The organism is Metabacillus mesotrionivorans, from assembly GCF_052171315.1.
Lineage (GTDB): Bacteria > Bacillota > Bacilli > Bacillales > Bacillaceae > Bacillus_P.
The window spans coordinates 366,583-379,947 of sequence record NZ_JBQMFF010000003.1; the positions used below are offsets into that span (position 1 = coordinate 366,583).

General features: G+C 44.9%; 14 protein-coding genes. 1 reads left to right on the plus strand and 13 read right to left on the minus strand.

The genetic code is table 11. The features are described 5' to 3' along the window. Nucleotides 1-86: 86 nt before the first annotated feature. A complete protein-coding gene (locus ACTSEZ_RS11750; protein ID WP_369734391.1) occupies nt 87-752 on the plus strand; it encodes a haloacid dehalogenase type II in 666 nt (221 codons plus the stop codon). 243 nt (nt 753-995) lie between these two features. Here ACTSEZ_RS11750 and ACTSEZ_RS11755 read toward each other — a convergent pair whose 3' ends face one another. The 13 genes from ACTSEZ_RS11755 to ACTSEZ_RS11815 all read right to left on the minus strand — a co-directional run bounded on the left by ACTSEZ_RS11755 (nt 996) and on the right by ACTSEZ_RS11815 (nt 13,352). After that, on the minus strand, nt 996-2,435 hold the full coding sequence (locus ACTSEZ_RS11755; RefSeq protein WP_369734392.1) for a hypothetical protein: 1,440 nt from the start codon (nt 2,433-2,435) through the stop codon (nt 996-998). 63 nt (nt 2,436-2,498) lie between these two features. Further along, complete coding sequence (locus ACTSEZ_RS11760) at nt 2,499-3,416, minus strand: FTR1 family iron permease (protein ID WP_369734393.1); 918 nt, start codon at nt 3,414-3,416, stop codon at nt 2,499-2,501. Between the two features lie 26 nt (nt 3,417-3,442). Beyond that, nucleotides 3,443-4,195, minus strand: coding sequence for a hypothetical protein (locus tag ACTSEZ_RS11765; protein WP_369734394.1), 753 nt, complete (start codon nt 4,193-4,195; stop codon nt 3,443-3,445). A 74-nt stretch (nt 4,196-4,269) separates the two neighbouring features. Continuing rightward, nucleotides 4,270-5,034, minus strand: coding sequence for a glycosyltransferase family 2 protein (locus ACTSEZ_RS11770; protein ID WP_369734395.1), 765 nt, complete (start codon nt 5,032-5,034; stop codon nt 4,270-4,272). Next, nucleotides 5,031-6,506, minus strand: a complete 1,476-nt coding sequence (locus tag ACTSEZ_RS11775; protein ID WP_369734396.1) for an alkaline phosphatase family protein — start codon at nt 6,504-6,506, stop codon at nt 5,031-5,033. The genes ACTSEZ_RS11770 and ACTSEZ_RS11775 overlap by 4 nt, the downstream gene beginning before the upstream one ends. Next, on the minus strand, nt 6,493-7,437 hold the full coding sequence (locus ACTSEZ_RS11780) for a lysylphosphatidylglycerol synthase transmembrane domain-containing protein (RefSeq protein ID WP_369734397.1): 945 nt from the start codon (nt 7,435-7,437) through the stop codon (nt 6,493-6,495). Before ACTSEZ_RS11780 ends, ACTSEZ_RS11775 begins: the two co-directional genes overlap by 14 nt. Then, complete coding sequence (locus ACTSEZ_RS11785; RefSeq protein WP_369734398.1) at nt 7,403-8,350, minus strand: SDR family NAD(P)-dependent oxidoreductase; 948 nt, start codon at nt 8,348-8,350, stop codon at nt 7,403-7,405. Before ACTSEZ_RS11785 ends, ACTSEZ_RS11780 begins: the two co-directional genes overlap by 35 nt. A gap of 72 nt (nt 8,351-8,422) precedes the next feature. Then, complete coding sequence (locus tag ACTSEZ_RS11790; RefSeq protein ID WP_369734399.1) at nt 8,423-9,619, minus strand: hypothetical protein; 1,197 nt, start codon at nt 9,617-9,619, stop codon at nt 8,423-8,425. Between the two features lie 171 nt (nt 9,620-9,790). Beyond that, nucleotides 9,791-10,405 carry a PH domain-containing protein gene (locus ACTSEZ_RS11795; protein WP_369734400.1) on the minus strand — a complete coding sequence of 205 codons (615 nt, stop codon included), beginning with the start codon at nt 10,403-10,405 and terminating at the stop codon, nt 9,791-9,793. 115 nt (nt 10,406-10,520) lie between these two features. Continuing rightward, entirely contained in the window at nt 10,521-11,297 is a 777-nt protein-coding gene (locus ACTSEZ_RS11800; protein ID WP_369734401.1) for a sulfite exporter TauE/SafE family protein, read from the minus strand. A gap of 54 nt (nt 11,298-11,351) precedes the next feature. After that, nucleotides 11,352-11,579, minus strand: coding sequence for a sulfurtransferase TusA family protein (locus ACTSEZ_RS11805; protein ID WP_369734402.1), 228 nt, complete (start codon nt 11,577-11,579; stop codon nt 11,352-11,354). A 35-nt stretch (nt 11,580-11,614) separates the two neighbouring features. Next, nucleotides 11,615-12,742: an MBL fold metallo-hydrolase gene (locus ACTSEZ_RS11810; protein WP_369734403.1), complete on the minus strand. Its 1,128-nt coding sequence runs from the start codon at nt 12,740-12,742 to the stop codon at nt 11,615-11,617. 43 nt (nt 12,743-12,785) lie between these two features. Further along, entirely contained in the window at nt 12,786-13,352 is a 567-nt protein-coding gene (locus ACTSEZ_RS11815; protein WP_369734404.1) for a sulfurtransferase TusA family protein, read from the minus strand. Between the last annotated feature and the right edge of the window lie 13 nt (nt 13,353-13,365).

Genomic DNA, 13,365 nt, shown 5'->3' on the forward strand with positions numbered 1-13,365 from the left:
GACCATTGTTCAAGCTTTCGCCATATTTTCTGCCTGTTTGTGTAGTAAAAAAACGGGTATGGCTCAGTAACAGGAGGAGGCGCCAAATGAATAAAGAAATAAAGGCTTTCGTATTTGACGTATACGGCACACTTTTTGATGTGCATTCCGTAAAGAAAAAAGCAGATGAACTTTATGATGGAAGAGGAGAAGAGATCAGCGGGATATGGCGGCAAAAGCAGCTGGAATATTCTTTTCTTCGCCAGATCATGGGCAACTATGAAACGTTTTTAACCGTCACAAGAAACGCGCTGGCATACACCCTTCGTTCACTGCATCTGGAGAATACACCGGAAAATGAAGAGCTTCTTATAGATGAATATAAAAAGCTGGAATGCTACCCTGAAACGGAAAAGGTTCTGCAGAGCTTATCCGGTAAAAAGCTTGCTGTTTTCTCTAACGGGTCCCATGATATACTGGATCCCCTCATTGAACGGTCAGGACTCGCGCCTCTTTTTGACGCCATTATCAGTGTGGATCATGTGAAGCAATTCAAACCTTCCCCCGCTTCCTACACCCTTGTCTTAAAAGAACTGGGGGTGGAGCGGGAAAACGTGCTTTTCATGTCATCAAATGGATGGGATATTTCCGGTGCCCGCAATTTTGGATTCCAGACAGCGTGGATCAACCGGGGAGGCATGCCCGCTGAAGAGCTTGGGCTAAAGCCGCATAGTATTTACGATGATTTGAAAGGGATTTTAGAGTGGAGATAGCGCGTAAATCAATTTTTCTTACCCTCCCAAACCGTTATTCGTTCTGGCAGGGTACGCAAACCTACTTTTCTTACCCTCGCAAACCGTTATTCGATCTGAGAGGGTACGCAAACCTGCGTTTCTTACCCTCCCAAACCGTTAGTCAATCTGCCTGGGTACGCAAACCTACTTTTCTTACCCTCCCAAACCGTTATTCGATTTGCCAGGGTAAGCAAACCTCATCAGCTGCAGTCACCCAAACAGTCATTCCTTCAATCTATAAAGATCAATCTCCCCGTAAACAGGATCAAAAAGAACGTTCGAGTGAAACTCTTTTACTTTTTCAAGCCGGGGATATAAGTCCACTCCCTGTTCCTTAAATCCTTCGACAAGCTCGCCGGTCAGATAGATCTTCTTGTCTTTCTGGTAGGAGATGTCTTTTTTGAAGTATGGATACGTATAAAAGCGTTTATGGTCATAGGGAACGGAAAGATACTCCAGCACCCGGGTTTCCTCCCACGTATATACAATCAGCGGCTGTTTCTGCTGCCCAAGGTATTCCGCCATCTGATAGACGGCGGGTTTTTTTTCGGCCTGTTCCTTAAGAATGGGAACACTTACCGCTAACTGAAGGCCGGCAAACAGAATAAGGACATACTGAGCTTTTGCAGATCTGGCGGCAGCCGTTAAAAAGAAGCTGAAAAGCAGCAGCATGGCGATTGGAAACGAGTGTCTCGGTTTATCAATATTTTGCGCAAAAAGATTCCAGATAAAATAGCCGCCGGCAAGGACAAGCAACAGCTTGTTACTCGACCAGTACTCCCTGAATGCAGCCTTTCGGAATCTGAGCACCAGCAAGCCCCCAGCTGCCGCACCCGCAGCAAGCAGGAGAAGCGATCCGGCAAACATGCCCGTAAACACAACATTGTGAAACGTCAGCCGGTAAAGTCTGGACATGAGCGGTTCCCCTGACTCCGTAACAGCTCCTCCCCAAGAAGTGAAGTGACCCGCAACAAATCCCATTGAAAGCTTTAGAAAACCGCTTATGCTTCCTTCACTCAGAATAAGCGCAGCAAGCCACACTCCCTGAAACAGGATGGCCGCTGCAGCAAGGCCTGCAAGCTCTCTAAAACGTTTCCCTTTTCGGTACTGATTAATCCAAAGAAGCAGAATGGCAAGACCGAAGGGAGCATATGAAAGCCTGATCCCCATTAACAGACTGAAAAACAGAAGCGGCAGGAGCTGCGCCGTCAGATTGGTTTTATGATAAGCACGGTGAACAGCCCACAGGTACCACCACAGCACCCCGATTGCCGCTCCTTCTGACATCGGCTGAGCTGAAAGGATAGAGAGGTACGTGTTCGTCTGCAAGGCCGCCACAACCAGAAGTGATGGAAGACGTCCGGTATAGTGCCTTGCAAGCAGATAAACCGGAAGGCTCGCAGCAAGTGTCATCATTCCGTTAAAGACAGACAATGCCTGTGAAGGATTTTCTATCCAGCTGTTTACAATCATGCCTCCGAAGATAAAAAAAGGATAGCCGGGAAAGTGCGGCTGCATGGCAAGTAGATCATATCTTTCAAGTGCAAGGGCAAAGTCAACTTGATCCCATGTTGCTGCATAGGGGCTGCTGTATAAAAACCGTAAGCTGAAGACTGCAGCCAGAAGAAAAAAGGCGGCTGCTGTCATGATGTTTTTGTTCATTTTTGCATTCTCCTCTGCTGTATGCTGAACGATAAAAAACGCAAGGCAAATGCCTTGCGCTTTTTATCCTATACGTGCCTCAGGCTTCAATACTTCCTTGGATGCTTCTTTTTCTTTCTTTACAGGCTTCTTGGCTGTCAGCAGCATATAGATGACGGCAAAATAGCCGAGGTATCCGATGACTTCCTCGAGAGAAGGCATGGATGAATAGCCAAGGAATGCTTTAAGGAAGATGCCGATATCTCCTGATAAAAGCGGTGCTGTCCCGTGATCGCGCAGATAATGCGCATAATCAATCGGATGCTCAGGCAGCAGCCACGTAATGTTGTACACATGAGGCATGACGCTTCCAATGATTTTTAAATCCTGCAGCATGGAAATGCCCTGGACAAACAAGCCCGCAGCAATCAGGACAATGAAAGCCCCCGTGATTCTAAAGAATGCTTTAAGAGAAATTTTCATTGTTCCTTTAAAGAACAAATAGCTGACAGCAGAAGCGACGAGCAGTCCGGATATGGCTCCCCAGCCCTGCAGAGCGGCGCCAATATTCCCGCCTGTGATGGCTGCGAAAAAGAAGACCGTTTCTACACCTTCCCTGAGGACAACCAGGAAGGAATGCATCACCATGCCGATGATGCTTCCGGCCGAAATATAATGACTGATTTTCCCCTCGATGGAGGACTTGATGTTTTTACTGTGTTCGGCCATCCAGAAAACCATTTGCGTTAAGAGAATGGAGGATATAAAGATAATGGAGATCTTCAGATACATTTCGCTTCCCATTGCCGAAAAGCCGGTAAAGACGACCTGGAAAAGCAATGCAACAAGGTAGCTTGCAAAAACGGCAAGGCCTGCACCAAGCCAGACAAATTTCACAAGCTTTGCATTGTCTATTCTTTTTAAATAAGTGGTGATAATCCCTACAATAAGCAGGGCTTCAAGTACTTCGCGGAATGTGATTAAAAATGCCTGAAGCTGCATAATATACCCTCCCCTTTATAATGCGGCTACTTTCTTCTTCTCCTGATGGTGAAGACTGTAACGGCCGCAATCACTGCTGCAAGCAGCAGAATTGGAATCCAGTTTTTCAGATTCGCAAGATCTGTCCAGTCCGTCGTCTCTGAAGCGGTCGATTCTTCCTCTCCGCTTGTAAAGTGGCCCTGTTCAAAATCTTCTATATCAAATTCTTTTTTCAGGTTCGTTAAAATAACATCTTTGCTTTCATTAAACGAATCCTGGCTTGCATCTGCTTTTCCGACACCGAAAAGGCCCGGATTTCCAAGAGCTTTTAAAGCTTTATTGAATTCGTCTTTGTTCTTTTGGTCCATTTCAGGGTCACTCTCCGCGATGCGCGGCGACAAAGCTTCATAAGTTGCAAAGCCTTTTGCCAGCAGGCGTTTGCTTGTGTCGTAATCTTTAAAATTCGCGTCTACGTTCTCAAGCCGGCGGCTGATGTTCATGGCAAGAAGCTTCTCCATGTTCTGAACCAGCTGTTCTTTGTCTTTATCTTCTATATTCTGAAGGATTGCCTTTGAAGGCTCAGCGCCCATGTGCATATCCACTTCTTCCTGAACCGTTTCATAAATCTTCTTTGCCTCAGCAAAATCAGGAGGAGATTCATCGAGTTGAACCTGCATGTTTTTATAAGCTTCTGCAATCTTCTCCTCATTCGGATCACCGTAGGAATAAGCAAAAGCACTGTTATGTACAGGCAAACTGAATAGTATTAGTGCAAAAAGCAGAATAAATGTCTTTTTCATTATGTTCCCTCCCTAAACAATGATAATGATTCTCATTTTTATTGTCAATAAAAAATGAGAAAATAAAAAATACTCTAGGAGCATTTTTTATTTTCTCTAAAAAGCGGCAAAACATGTGCATCTCTTTTTATAGCCGGTTTTTTGACCGGGCGCGTCATTTCTTTAAGAATGGCAGGCAAAACAGACGACATGTATTTTCTGAATTTAATAAATGACTGCCCTTCTGTCCGCACCTGATAGGTGATGGGCACTTCTTTCACCCTGAAGCCTTTGCGTACGAGATTCAGAGTAATCACCTGGGCATAGTTGTAGTCATGAATGATTTCTGCGTGTTCCATTGCCTGGCGGGAAAACGCCCTCATGCCTGACTGCCCGTCATAGATCCACCTTCTTAAAAGAAGCGACTGAAGGAGGGTAAAACAGTAATTGCCAAGCCTTCTATGAAGCTTCATCCCTTTTATCGTTCCTAAAAACCTCGAACCCATCGTGTAGTCAGCTTCTCCTGCAAAAATCGGTTCGAGGAGGTTTGGAATTTCAGCCGCTGGATATTCGTTGTCGGCATCAATCATGACAGAGATATCTGCCCCCAATCGAAAGCTTTGCGCAAGGCCTTCCCTGACTGCGGCCCCGAGGCCGCCGTTACGCGGCAATGAAATGATATGATCAGCGCCTGCCGCTTTTGCAGCACAGACAGTTGCGTCTGTTGAACCATCATCAATAACCAGAATTTCAACGTCCACACTCTCATGAATGTTCCGTGGAACACATTCGATGACAGATGCGATGGATTTTTCTTCGTTGTATGCGGGCAGAAATACGATTACTTTCTGTTTTGTCATTGCTCTGTTCCCTTCTTCACGGCATCCATTAGCACCGGTCCCCTGCTGTGCGATGGGAATGGTGCGCCAAGCAGATAGGAAAGGGTAGGTGCAATCGATACAAGACTGTGTTTTTCCTCCACCACTTTGCCTTTGGCAATAGCTGAGCCGTACATGAAGAACGGCACAATCCGCTCTCCCTCATCAAGATGCCCGTGACCGCCGATTCCGTCCGCCTGTCCGTGATCCGCACAGATGATAAACGTCGTATTTTCGGCCTTGCCTGATTTTTCGAGGTGTCCGATAAAATCTTTTACGAGATGATCGGCTTCTTTTATTTTTTGAAGATATTCGTCATATAATACACCCCTGCTGTGGCCAGTCTGATCTGTTGAGATCAGCTGGACGATGAACAGCTCAGGATCCTGCTCGTCCATGATCTGTTTTGCTTTTTCCATGATTTTATAATCAACCACATCATTTTTCATAACGGCGGTAAAGGTTTCAACGTCTTTGCCAAAGGCATCAACAAGATGGGCAACGGCAAGCATTTTTCCTTTTTTCCCTACTTTGCGCAAGGAATCAAAAATGCTTTCTGTCCGGACTCCGAATCTCCACACCATGTTGGATTTTATGCCATGCTCAAACGGGTATGTGCCGGTGAACATGGAGGAGAAACACACGACTGTTCTTGCCGGATACACCGTTTCCATCTTCGCATACTCTGTTCCGTTCTTGCGGAGGTAATCGAGATAAGGGGTATCCGCTTCTTCAAACCGTTCCTTTCTCATCCCGTCGATGACAATGACAACTACTTTTTCGTTCATGCCATTTTCAGGTACTTCGGCGTTATCCGTATACGTTTCAATCGGCTTCGGCTTCCAGTCGAACAGATAGTGATGAAGAATAAAGGTATAAATGAACAGACCTGCATACAGCATGATAAGCTGCCCTGCGGCAATATCTGCAAATGTTCCGCCATCGTATAAAACGCTGAACGCATAGCTCCAGACGGAAAGAACAAGCATCAGCTTCGGCAGCTGCTCCTGTGCATTTCCGCTTGTGGAGTCGCTGTTTTTTAATACAAGCTTCCAAAAACGCGTAAAGTTAGTCCATGACGTCCCAATCCTCAGATGATAATAAAACGTTCCCCAGAAAAAGACCGTAAAAAAGAAATAAAGACCGGCAGCAAATAAGAGCAGGCCAAGATTCACTGCATCAAACATCAGCAAATACGCAATGAACGGAATCCATAAATAATTTCTTAAAAACAGAGGGAAATCATAAAGATAATAAATAATAAGCAATGGAATGACGACGAGCAGCGAACCTGCGAACGACTGCCAAAAACGGACATCTTCAAAAAGACCAAGATGAAACAGCAAAAAAGTACCTGCTGCAAAAATGGGTGTGAACGGCTTGCCTTCATTCAGCAGATTCCAGCACCATGCAGCAATTTTCTCAAAAGATGAAGCCTGTTTAGCTTTTTCCACTCCGATTCCTCTCCTTTCTTTTCATGAATTTTGTCAGTTCTTTCAAAGGAAGCGGCAGCAGCAAAAATGCCGCCAGGCCGCCTGCATAAGAAAAGACAAACTTAAATACGTGGCTGATGACTGCGTATCCGTAAGCCTCCTGAACGGCTGCACCTGTCTGAACGAGTGCCGCTGTCATCACTGATTCATAAGTGCACACCCCGCCGGGCGTCACCTGAAAGATCTGTCCTGCAATCGTCACGCTGTTTACCCAAATTGATTCAATGTAGGATAAACTGCCCGGCGCAGCGACGCCAAAAATAACGAACGCTTCAAGCACCCAGCTCACAATGATTAAACATAAAACCGCCATGCCCCTCACACCGTGAAGCCCTTCTTTCAGCTGAAGGATTTGCTTGCGGAGGAACTCCGGGAATTTCAGCCCCAGCAGTAAAAGCCCAGCACCTGCAAGAACGGCCAGCAGAATAACAAGCGGAACATTCAGGCCAAATCTGCCAAGAAGCACAGCAAAGCCTGAGCCTGCAAAAACAATCAGCACAAGCATGTCAAGAAGCCTCAGCACAACCACAGAGTGGGCTGCCTGTCCAAGAGATATATTCCGGTCGCCTTTAAAAACAGCTGCTCTCACAGCGTCACCTGCTTTTACAGGAGATACATGATTGACAAAAAGGCTGTAAAGCAGGCCAGCCAGACACTTTCTGAAGGAGGCCCGGTTTTTGAGATACAGCTTCCAAGCAGCTGCCCGCAAAATAAAGGCAGACCCGTACAGAAGAGTCATCAAAATCAGAACGTACGGACGCTGAAGGAGAGACTGAAACTGGCCAATCATTAATTCCGGATGGAACACGCGGAGACTGATAAAGATAAAAAAGCCAACAAGAATGAGACCTGTCAGATTAAATAAGGTCCGAATGCTCTTTTGCCCAGGCAACAGTTTCCTCAAATCCTTTCTTAAAAGACACAGCAGGATCATACCCGAGTTTCACCCGTGCTTTTGACACATCAGCCCAGGTCGACGTCACATCGCCTATCCTTGCCTCTTTTTGCAGCAGCTTCACATTCGGAAAGTGATGTTTGATCTCATCCACAACCTCACTCATCAAAACCGGGCGCCCGGATCCAAGATTGTACACGTCACTCTCTTTTGATTTCAGTGTCAGCAGAATGCCGCTTACAATGTCATCGATATACGTATAATCACGGCCGGTACCCTGGCCGTAAATAGATATCGGCTCATTTCGGAAAAGCTTGCGGATGAAGGTGGCAAATGCCATATCCGGTCTTCCCCACGGTCCATATACGGTAAAGAATCTGAGGATATTCATCTGAAAGCCATACATGTGGCGATATGAGTGGCAGAGTGCCTCTGCGCCTGCTTTGGAGGCAGCATACGGGGAAAGAACCCTTCCTGTCGCCATATCCTCTGACAGCGGAAGCCCTGCCTGTTCTCCGTAAACGGATGAAGAGGAAGCAAAGATCACATGCTTCACATTCTGTTCAGCGGCACAGGCAAGCACATTGTTTGTGCCGTCAATATTCGTCTTAATATAATCAGAAGGATTCTTGAGGGAAGGTATGACCCCTGCCAGTCCTCCAAGATGAACAACAGCATCAGGTTTTTCCTTAACCATAACGGCAGAAACCTTGTCACGGTCAAGGAAATTGCTATTGTAATATGCCGCAGGCCCTGTTTTTAATACCTGCTTCAGCTGATATTCTTTTCTCGCTTCAGGCTGTTTCTCACAAAGTTGATCAATCAAAACCGGGTGCATGCCCTCTTTTAGAAGTCGGATGGCAAGATGGCTTCCAATAAAGCCCGCCCCGCCTGTTATAAGTACTTTCATTTTTGCATTAAACTCCTTATCGTAAAAAGAAGAAACCTTGTCTGCAAACAAGGCTTCTTCTTTTATACCATATTATTGAGCTTTCTGAATGAGATTATTTAAGCTCTCTTCAAGTAAAGGCATATATTTGTCTGCTTCTTCTTTATTGCCTGCTTTTGCAGCTTCAAGATATGCTTGAGCGTTTTCATTCAGCTTCGCTGTTTCTTCTTCGCCAAGAATTTCTTTGATGTCATTTTCAATCATGTTGATGAAAAGAGCACCTTCAATTGCTGTAACGGTTCCTTTTTCTTCACCGAACGCTTCTTTGCTTTCTTCATATTCGTGAAGAGCAATCTTGCCGAATCCGCGTACGAACGCTCTGTTGATTTTGTAGGCATCAAGATTTTTAGCTTTAGTCTGAAGATCAAGCTGGCCAAGGATGTAATCTCCTTCTTCAGGCGCATTCTTTTGCAGATAAGGATACAGGGACTGATAGAATGCCCATCCTTCTGACTGCTGAATCATTGCTTCAGTCTCGTCCGTTTTCGCTGTTTCTGAAGCTTTTGTTGCATAGCCGTTTGGTACAGCGCCTACTGCATAATAGAAAGTTTTCATTAACGTTTTGTCAACTACTTGCTTGCCCAGTGAGAATGCAAGTTTGTCGTCATTTTCAATGGCTGACTGGATTTCGCTGAATCCGCCGGAGATCACATCCTGCATGTTTGACTGATATGCAGCGTCTCTCTTCTCAACAGTACCTTGAAGAACGCTGTAAAATGCCATTGCTTCTTCGTATTCTTTCGTGACTTCTTCTTTATTTCCCCAGTTTTCATCAATTTCAGCAAATTCGTGTCTGACAGTCTGGAAGAATTCTTTCTGCATGAGCTTATCAAAAAGCTGTCTTACAACAACCGGATTCATTTCTTCGTTCTTGCCGGCTGCAAGTGCAGCTGTCAGAGTCTGGTCAACCTGCTCTCCGAATTCCTCATCGCGCTTTTTAACAAGCGGCTGAAGGTCTGCTATGTAGATCTCTTCTACCTTTGCAAAGTCCACTTCTTTATCTTCTTTTGCTTTATCAAGTTCGGCAACTGCTTCTTTATAAGAGACCACAAGAGCTTCAGGCTCCGTTTCTCCCTGTTCTTCTGTATCTGATTTCACTTGTTCTTCTTTGCCTGCTTTCTCTTCTGCAGCCGGCTTCTCTTCATTTGATGACGCGGTTTCTTTTGAACATCCGCTGATGATAAGCGCTGATGCAAGAGCCGCTGATAAAATCGTCCACTTAAGTGACATGTTATTTCCCCCTGTTTATCGCTGTTGATAATGATTTTCAATAAGTACTTCGTCATTATAATGGAGAACGATTCTCATTGTCAACACACTTCAGACTATTTGCACAGGTTTCCAGCAGGGGATGCAACAATGCATCTAAAAAGCCTGCTCACAGAGAGCAGGCTTTTACTGTCAATTATTAATATACTTTTCAAACACACTGCCGAAATCTTTAATATGGTACTGCTCGCGTACAGATGTCATCCAAGTGAACCCGAAGTCCGTCAAATCTCTGTATGTATCCGCAAGCTTTGTATCATCCGTTCTGGAATTTTGGAGCACGTTTACTGCTTTATCAAGACTTTGAGACGCCATATCGATGTAGATGGCATTCTCATGCGTTGTTTCAGCAATGCGGAGAAGAGATTTATACAAATCCTTCAGCTGTTCAATTTGATCTTTGCGCACGTCAATGTCAAAACGCTGGCTGCCGAGTGTGAACTTGATTTCAACGTCCATATCAATTTTGCCTGCTGTTTCAAGCATTACATCTGAAAACTTATGCTGTGCGTACGGATAGCGTTTCAATGTTCGCTTTGAAGAGACTGCATTCGCACCGTCTACATGGATAAACGCGAGGTTTGTAAAGCAGTACTCGTCAGCTTTTGTTTTGATCAGGAAGTAAATTTTTTCGTTGTCTTCATGCATGACATAATCGTCAGCATCTGTTTTATCAAAGTCTGCAGGGCTGATGATTGTACCGATATCTGACAGGCCAAGTGCTTCTGAAGCGATCTTTTTAAACATGGTTTTCATCCTTCCTTGTTTAGCATCTCCCTAATTTTAACAAGAGGCAGGAGGATTGGGAACCGTTTTTTTATAAAAGAGCAGCAAATCAACCGATGATCTGCTGCTCTTACAATTAAAGAATATCGAGCCAGATCTTCACTGCTGTCGCCAAAATCAAGACAGCGAGAATGATCTGAAGCACTTTCGTATTCACTTTTTTACCTGCCATTGCACCAAGCGGAGAAGCAATCAAACTAGCAACAACCATAATCAGCGCAGGATAGTAGTCAACCTGGCCTGTCGTTATTTTCCCGACAGTTGCTCCAATGGATGAAATGAATGTAATTGCAAGCGACGAAGCGATGGTCATTCTTGTAGGAATTTTAAGAACCACGAGCATAATCGGCACAAGCAAAAATGCCCCGGCTGCACCGACGATTCCTGACCCAACTCCTACAATAAGTGCTAAAACAGCCGCTAGCCACTTGTTAAATGTTACTTGGTCAAGAGGAATATCATCGATGCCCTTTTTAGGAATGAACATCATGACAGCTGCAATTAAAGCGAGTACTCCGTAAATCACGTTAATGCCTTCCTCAGACATCGCTTTAGACCCGAATCCTCCGATAAAGCTTCCGATTAAGATACTTGCTCCCATATAAAGAATGAGCTGCTTATTCAAATACCCGCCTTTTCTGTAGGCCCACACACCGCCGATTGTCGCAAAGAAGACCTGCACGGCACTGATTCCCGACACTTCATGGGCGCTGAAGGCTGCAAGTCCGAAAAGGGGCGGAATGTAAAGCAGCATCGGATACTTAATAATGGAACCGCCAATTCCAAGCATCCCGGAAATGTATGAACCGATAAAACCGATTAAGAAAATAGTGATAATAAATGAAAAATCCAATGGTGAGTCACTCTCCTTATTGGAAAAGGGAACCCGAACCGGTTCCCTCTCTCTTTATCCTTTTTTAATCCAGAACTTGAAGACACTGTTTTCTTCTTCGTGTTTCACAAGCTCATGGCCGCCCGACTTTGACCAGGCTGTAAGGTCCGCCTTTGCACCTTTGTCTGTTGCATGTACTTCAAGCACCTGTCCTGATTCAAGATCAGCCATCGCTTTTTTTGTTCTGACGATTGGCATTGGACACGCTAAACCTTTTGCGTCTAATACTTTTGCTGTTTCCATTATTAAATTCCTCCCAGAGTTGATTTAAAGTCTGATTATCTTACTGCACAGCGGTTTGGACCGATTTCCATTTCACGCTGCTGTTCTTCATCCGGGGTGATTTTCCCCATATTTGTTTCGCGAATCTCCTGGTACGCATTTGGCTGCGGAGGAAGATTCTCTGTTACAAGCTTTCTGAACTCATTTTCATCTTCAATGTTTAATCCATGGTTCTTTTCAAAAAGGACGCCGAGCTTCTCAGAAACACTTCCATCGTCATTCAACTCATCAATCATCATGAAATGAGCCGGAAGGACAAGAAGATCCTCTGACAGTTCTTTATAGCGCTTATAAAGACTCTCGCGCAAATCGCCAACCCAGTCTTCTGCCATACCCGCAAGATCAGGTCTTCCAATGGAATCGATGAAAAGAATATCACCTGAAAGCAGATATTTCTCATCAATGACGAAGGAAGTTGATCCAATCGTGTGACCCGGTGAATAAAGGGCATGAATAGTGATTGTCGCACTGCCGATTGTGACATCTTTTCCGCCTTCTAAGGCGTTGTAGTCAAAGGTTACTTCTCCAGCATCCTTTGGAGGCAGCCAGTAGGCAGCGCCTGTTTTCTCCGCGATGATTCTTCCGCCGGAAATATGATCCGCGTGCAGATGAGTATCAAAAACATGCTTAATGGCCGCACCCTTCTCTTTAGCAAACTGGAGATAAAGATCGGTCATACGGGTTGAGTCAATAATCGCTGCTTCACCTTCTGAAATGAACATGTAGGAAAGACAGCCTTTCCCGATGCGGACGAACTGATAAATCTCGCCGCCGTTCTTTAAGTCTCCGACTTTTACTGGCTCAAGGTGCTCACTCCAGGCTTTCATGCCGCCTTTTAAATACGACACAGACAAGCCTTCCTCAGCAAGCATTTCGCCGATCATAATGCTCGATCCTTCTTTTGCACAAACGACTAATATGTCACGGTCTGCGGGAATCTGATCTAAAATTTCTTCAACCCCATCAAGCAAATCAAAATATGGGATATTTAAATAGCTGAAGTTCTCGCCTTCGATTTTCCAATCCTGAAAATCACTTTCGTTGCGGACATCCAAGATGAATAAAGGCTGTTTATCAAACACCTTTTTCGTTACTTCTTTTGCTGTCATCACATTCAAAGTCATGCTCAATTACCCCCTAAGGTATATTAAATGGTAAAAAAATTTGTTAGATGCTTTCTGTTTTCCCAAACCATGCAGTCATTCCTGGAACAACGTTTTTCACGTTGGCAAATCCATTGCCTGCAAGTTTTTGAGCGGCCAGATCACTTCTGCTGCCTGTACGGCATACAACGTAAATCTCGTCTTCTTTTTTCAGCTCGTTCATCCGGTCTTCAAGCTCGCCAAGCGGAATAGAGATTGCATTCGGAATGTGCTCAAACGCGTATTCTGCAGCTTCCCGTACATCAAGAATCACAATGCTGCTGTCTTCAAGCTTTGTTTCAAGCTCTTCATTGCTGCTTACGTGAGGGTACGTTTTCTCTTTTGTTTCCTCTGCTGATGATTTTCTTACGTAGTGCTTTAACAATTCTCCTTCTTCAATCGTTCCCAGATATTGATGCCCAGCGCTTCCTGCCCAGGCTTTCAGATCAGCCTTTGACCCTTTGTCTGTAGCAAGCACCTCAAGTACCTGCCCGGGTTCCAGACCTTTCATCGCTTTTTTTGTCTTTACGATTGGCATCGGGCATGCAAGTCCTTTTGCATCAAGTGTCAAATTCGTTTTCAGCGTGTTCATCTTCATTCCTCCT

What these genes read in the sequence shown, in the direction of transcription:
- ACTSEZ_RS11815 (WP_369734404.1), bottom strand. Translation starts at nt 13,352, where the DNA reads ATGAACACGCTGAAAACGAATTTGACACTTGATGCAAAAGGACTTGCA.
- ACTSEZ_RS11790 (WP_369734399.1), bottom strand. Translation starts at nt 9,619, where the DNA reads ATGTCACTTAAGTGGACGATTTTATCAGCGGCTCTTGCATCAGCGCTT.
- ACTSEZ_RS11785 (WP_369734398.1), bottom strand. Translation starts at nt 8,350, where the DNA reads ATGAAAGTACTTATAACAGGCGGGGCGGGCTTTATTGGAAGCCATCTT.
- ACTSEZ_RS11750 (WP_369734391.1), top strand. Translation starts at nt 87, where the DNA reads ATGAATAAAGAAATAAAGGCTTTCGTATTTGACGTATACGGCACACTT.
- ACTSEZ_RS11795 (WP_369734400.1), bottom strand. Translation starts at nt 10,405, where the DNA reads ATGTTTAAAAAGATCGCTTCAGAAGCACTTGGCCTGTCAGATATCGGT.
- ACTSEZ_RS11770 (WP_369734395.1), bottom strand. Translation starts at nt 5,034, where the DNA reads ATGACAAAACAGAAAGTAATCGTATTTCTGCCCGCATACAACGAAGAA.
- ACTSEZ_RS11765 (WP_369734394.1), bottom strand. Translation starts at nt 4,195, where the DNA reads ATGAAAAAGACATTTATTCTGCTTTTTGCACTAATACTATTCAGTTTG.
- ACTSEZ_RS11805 (WP_369734402.1), bottom strand. Translation starts at nt 11,579, where the DNA reads ATGGAAACAGCAAAAGTATTAGACGCAAAAGGTTTAGCGTGTCCAATG.
- ACTSEZ_RS11810 (WP_369734403.1), bottom strand. Translation starts at nt 12,742, where the DNA reads ATGACTTTGAATGTGATGACAGCAAAAGAAGTAACGAAAAAGGTGTTT.
- ACTSEZ_RS11760 (WP_369734393.1), bottom strand. Translation starts at nt 3,416, where the DNA reads ATGCAGCTTCAGGCATTTTTAATCACATTCCGCGAAGTACTTGAAGCC.
- ACTSEZ_RS11755 (WP_369734392.1), bottom strand. Translation starts at nt 2,435, where the DNA reads ATGAACAAAAACATCATGACAGCAGCCGCCTTTTTTCTTCTGGCTGCA.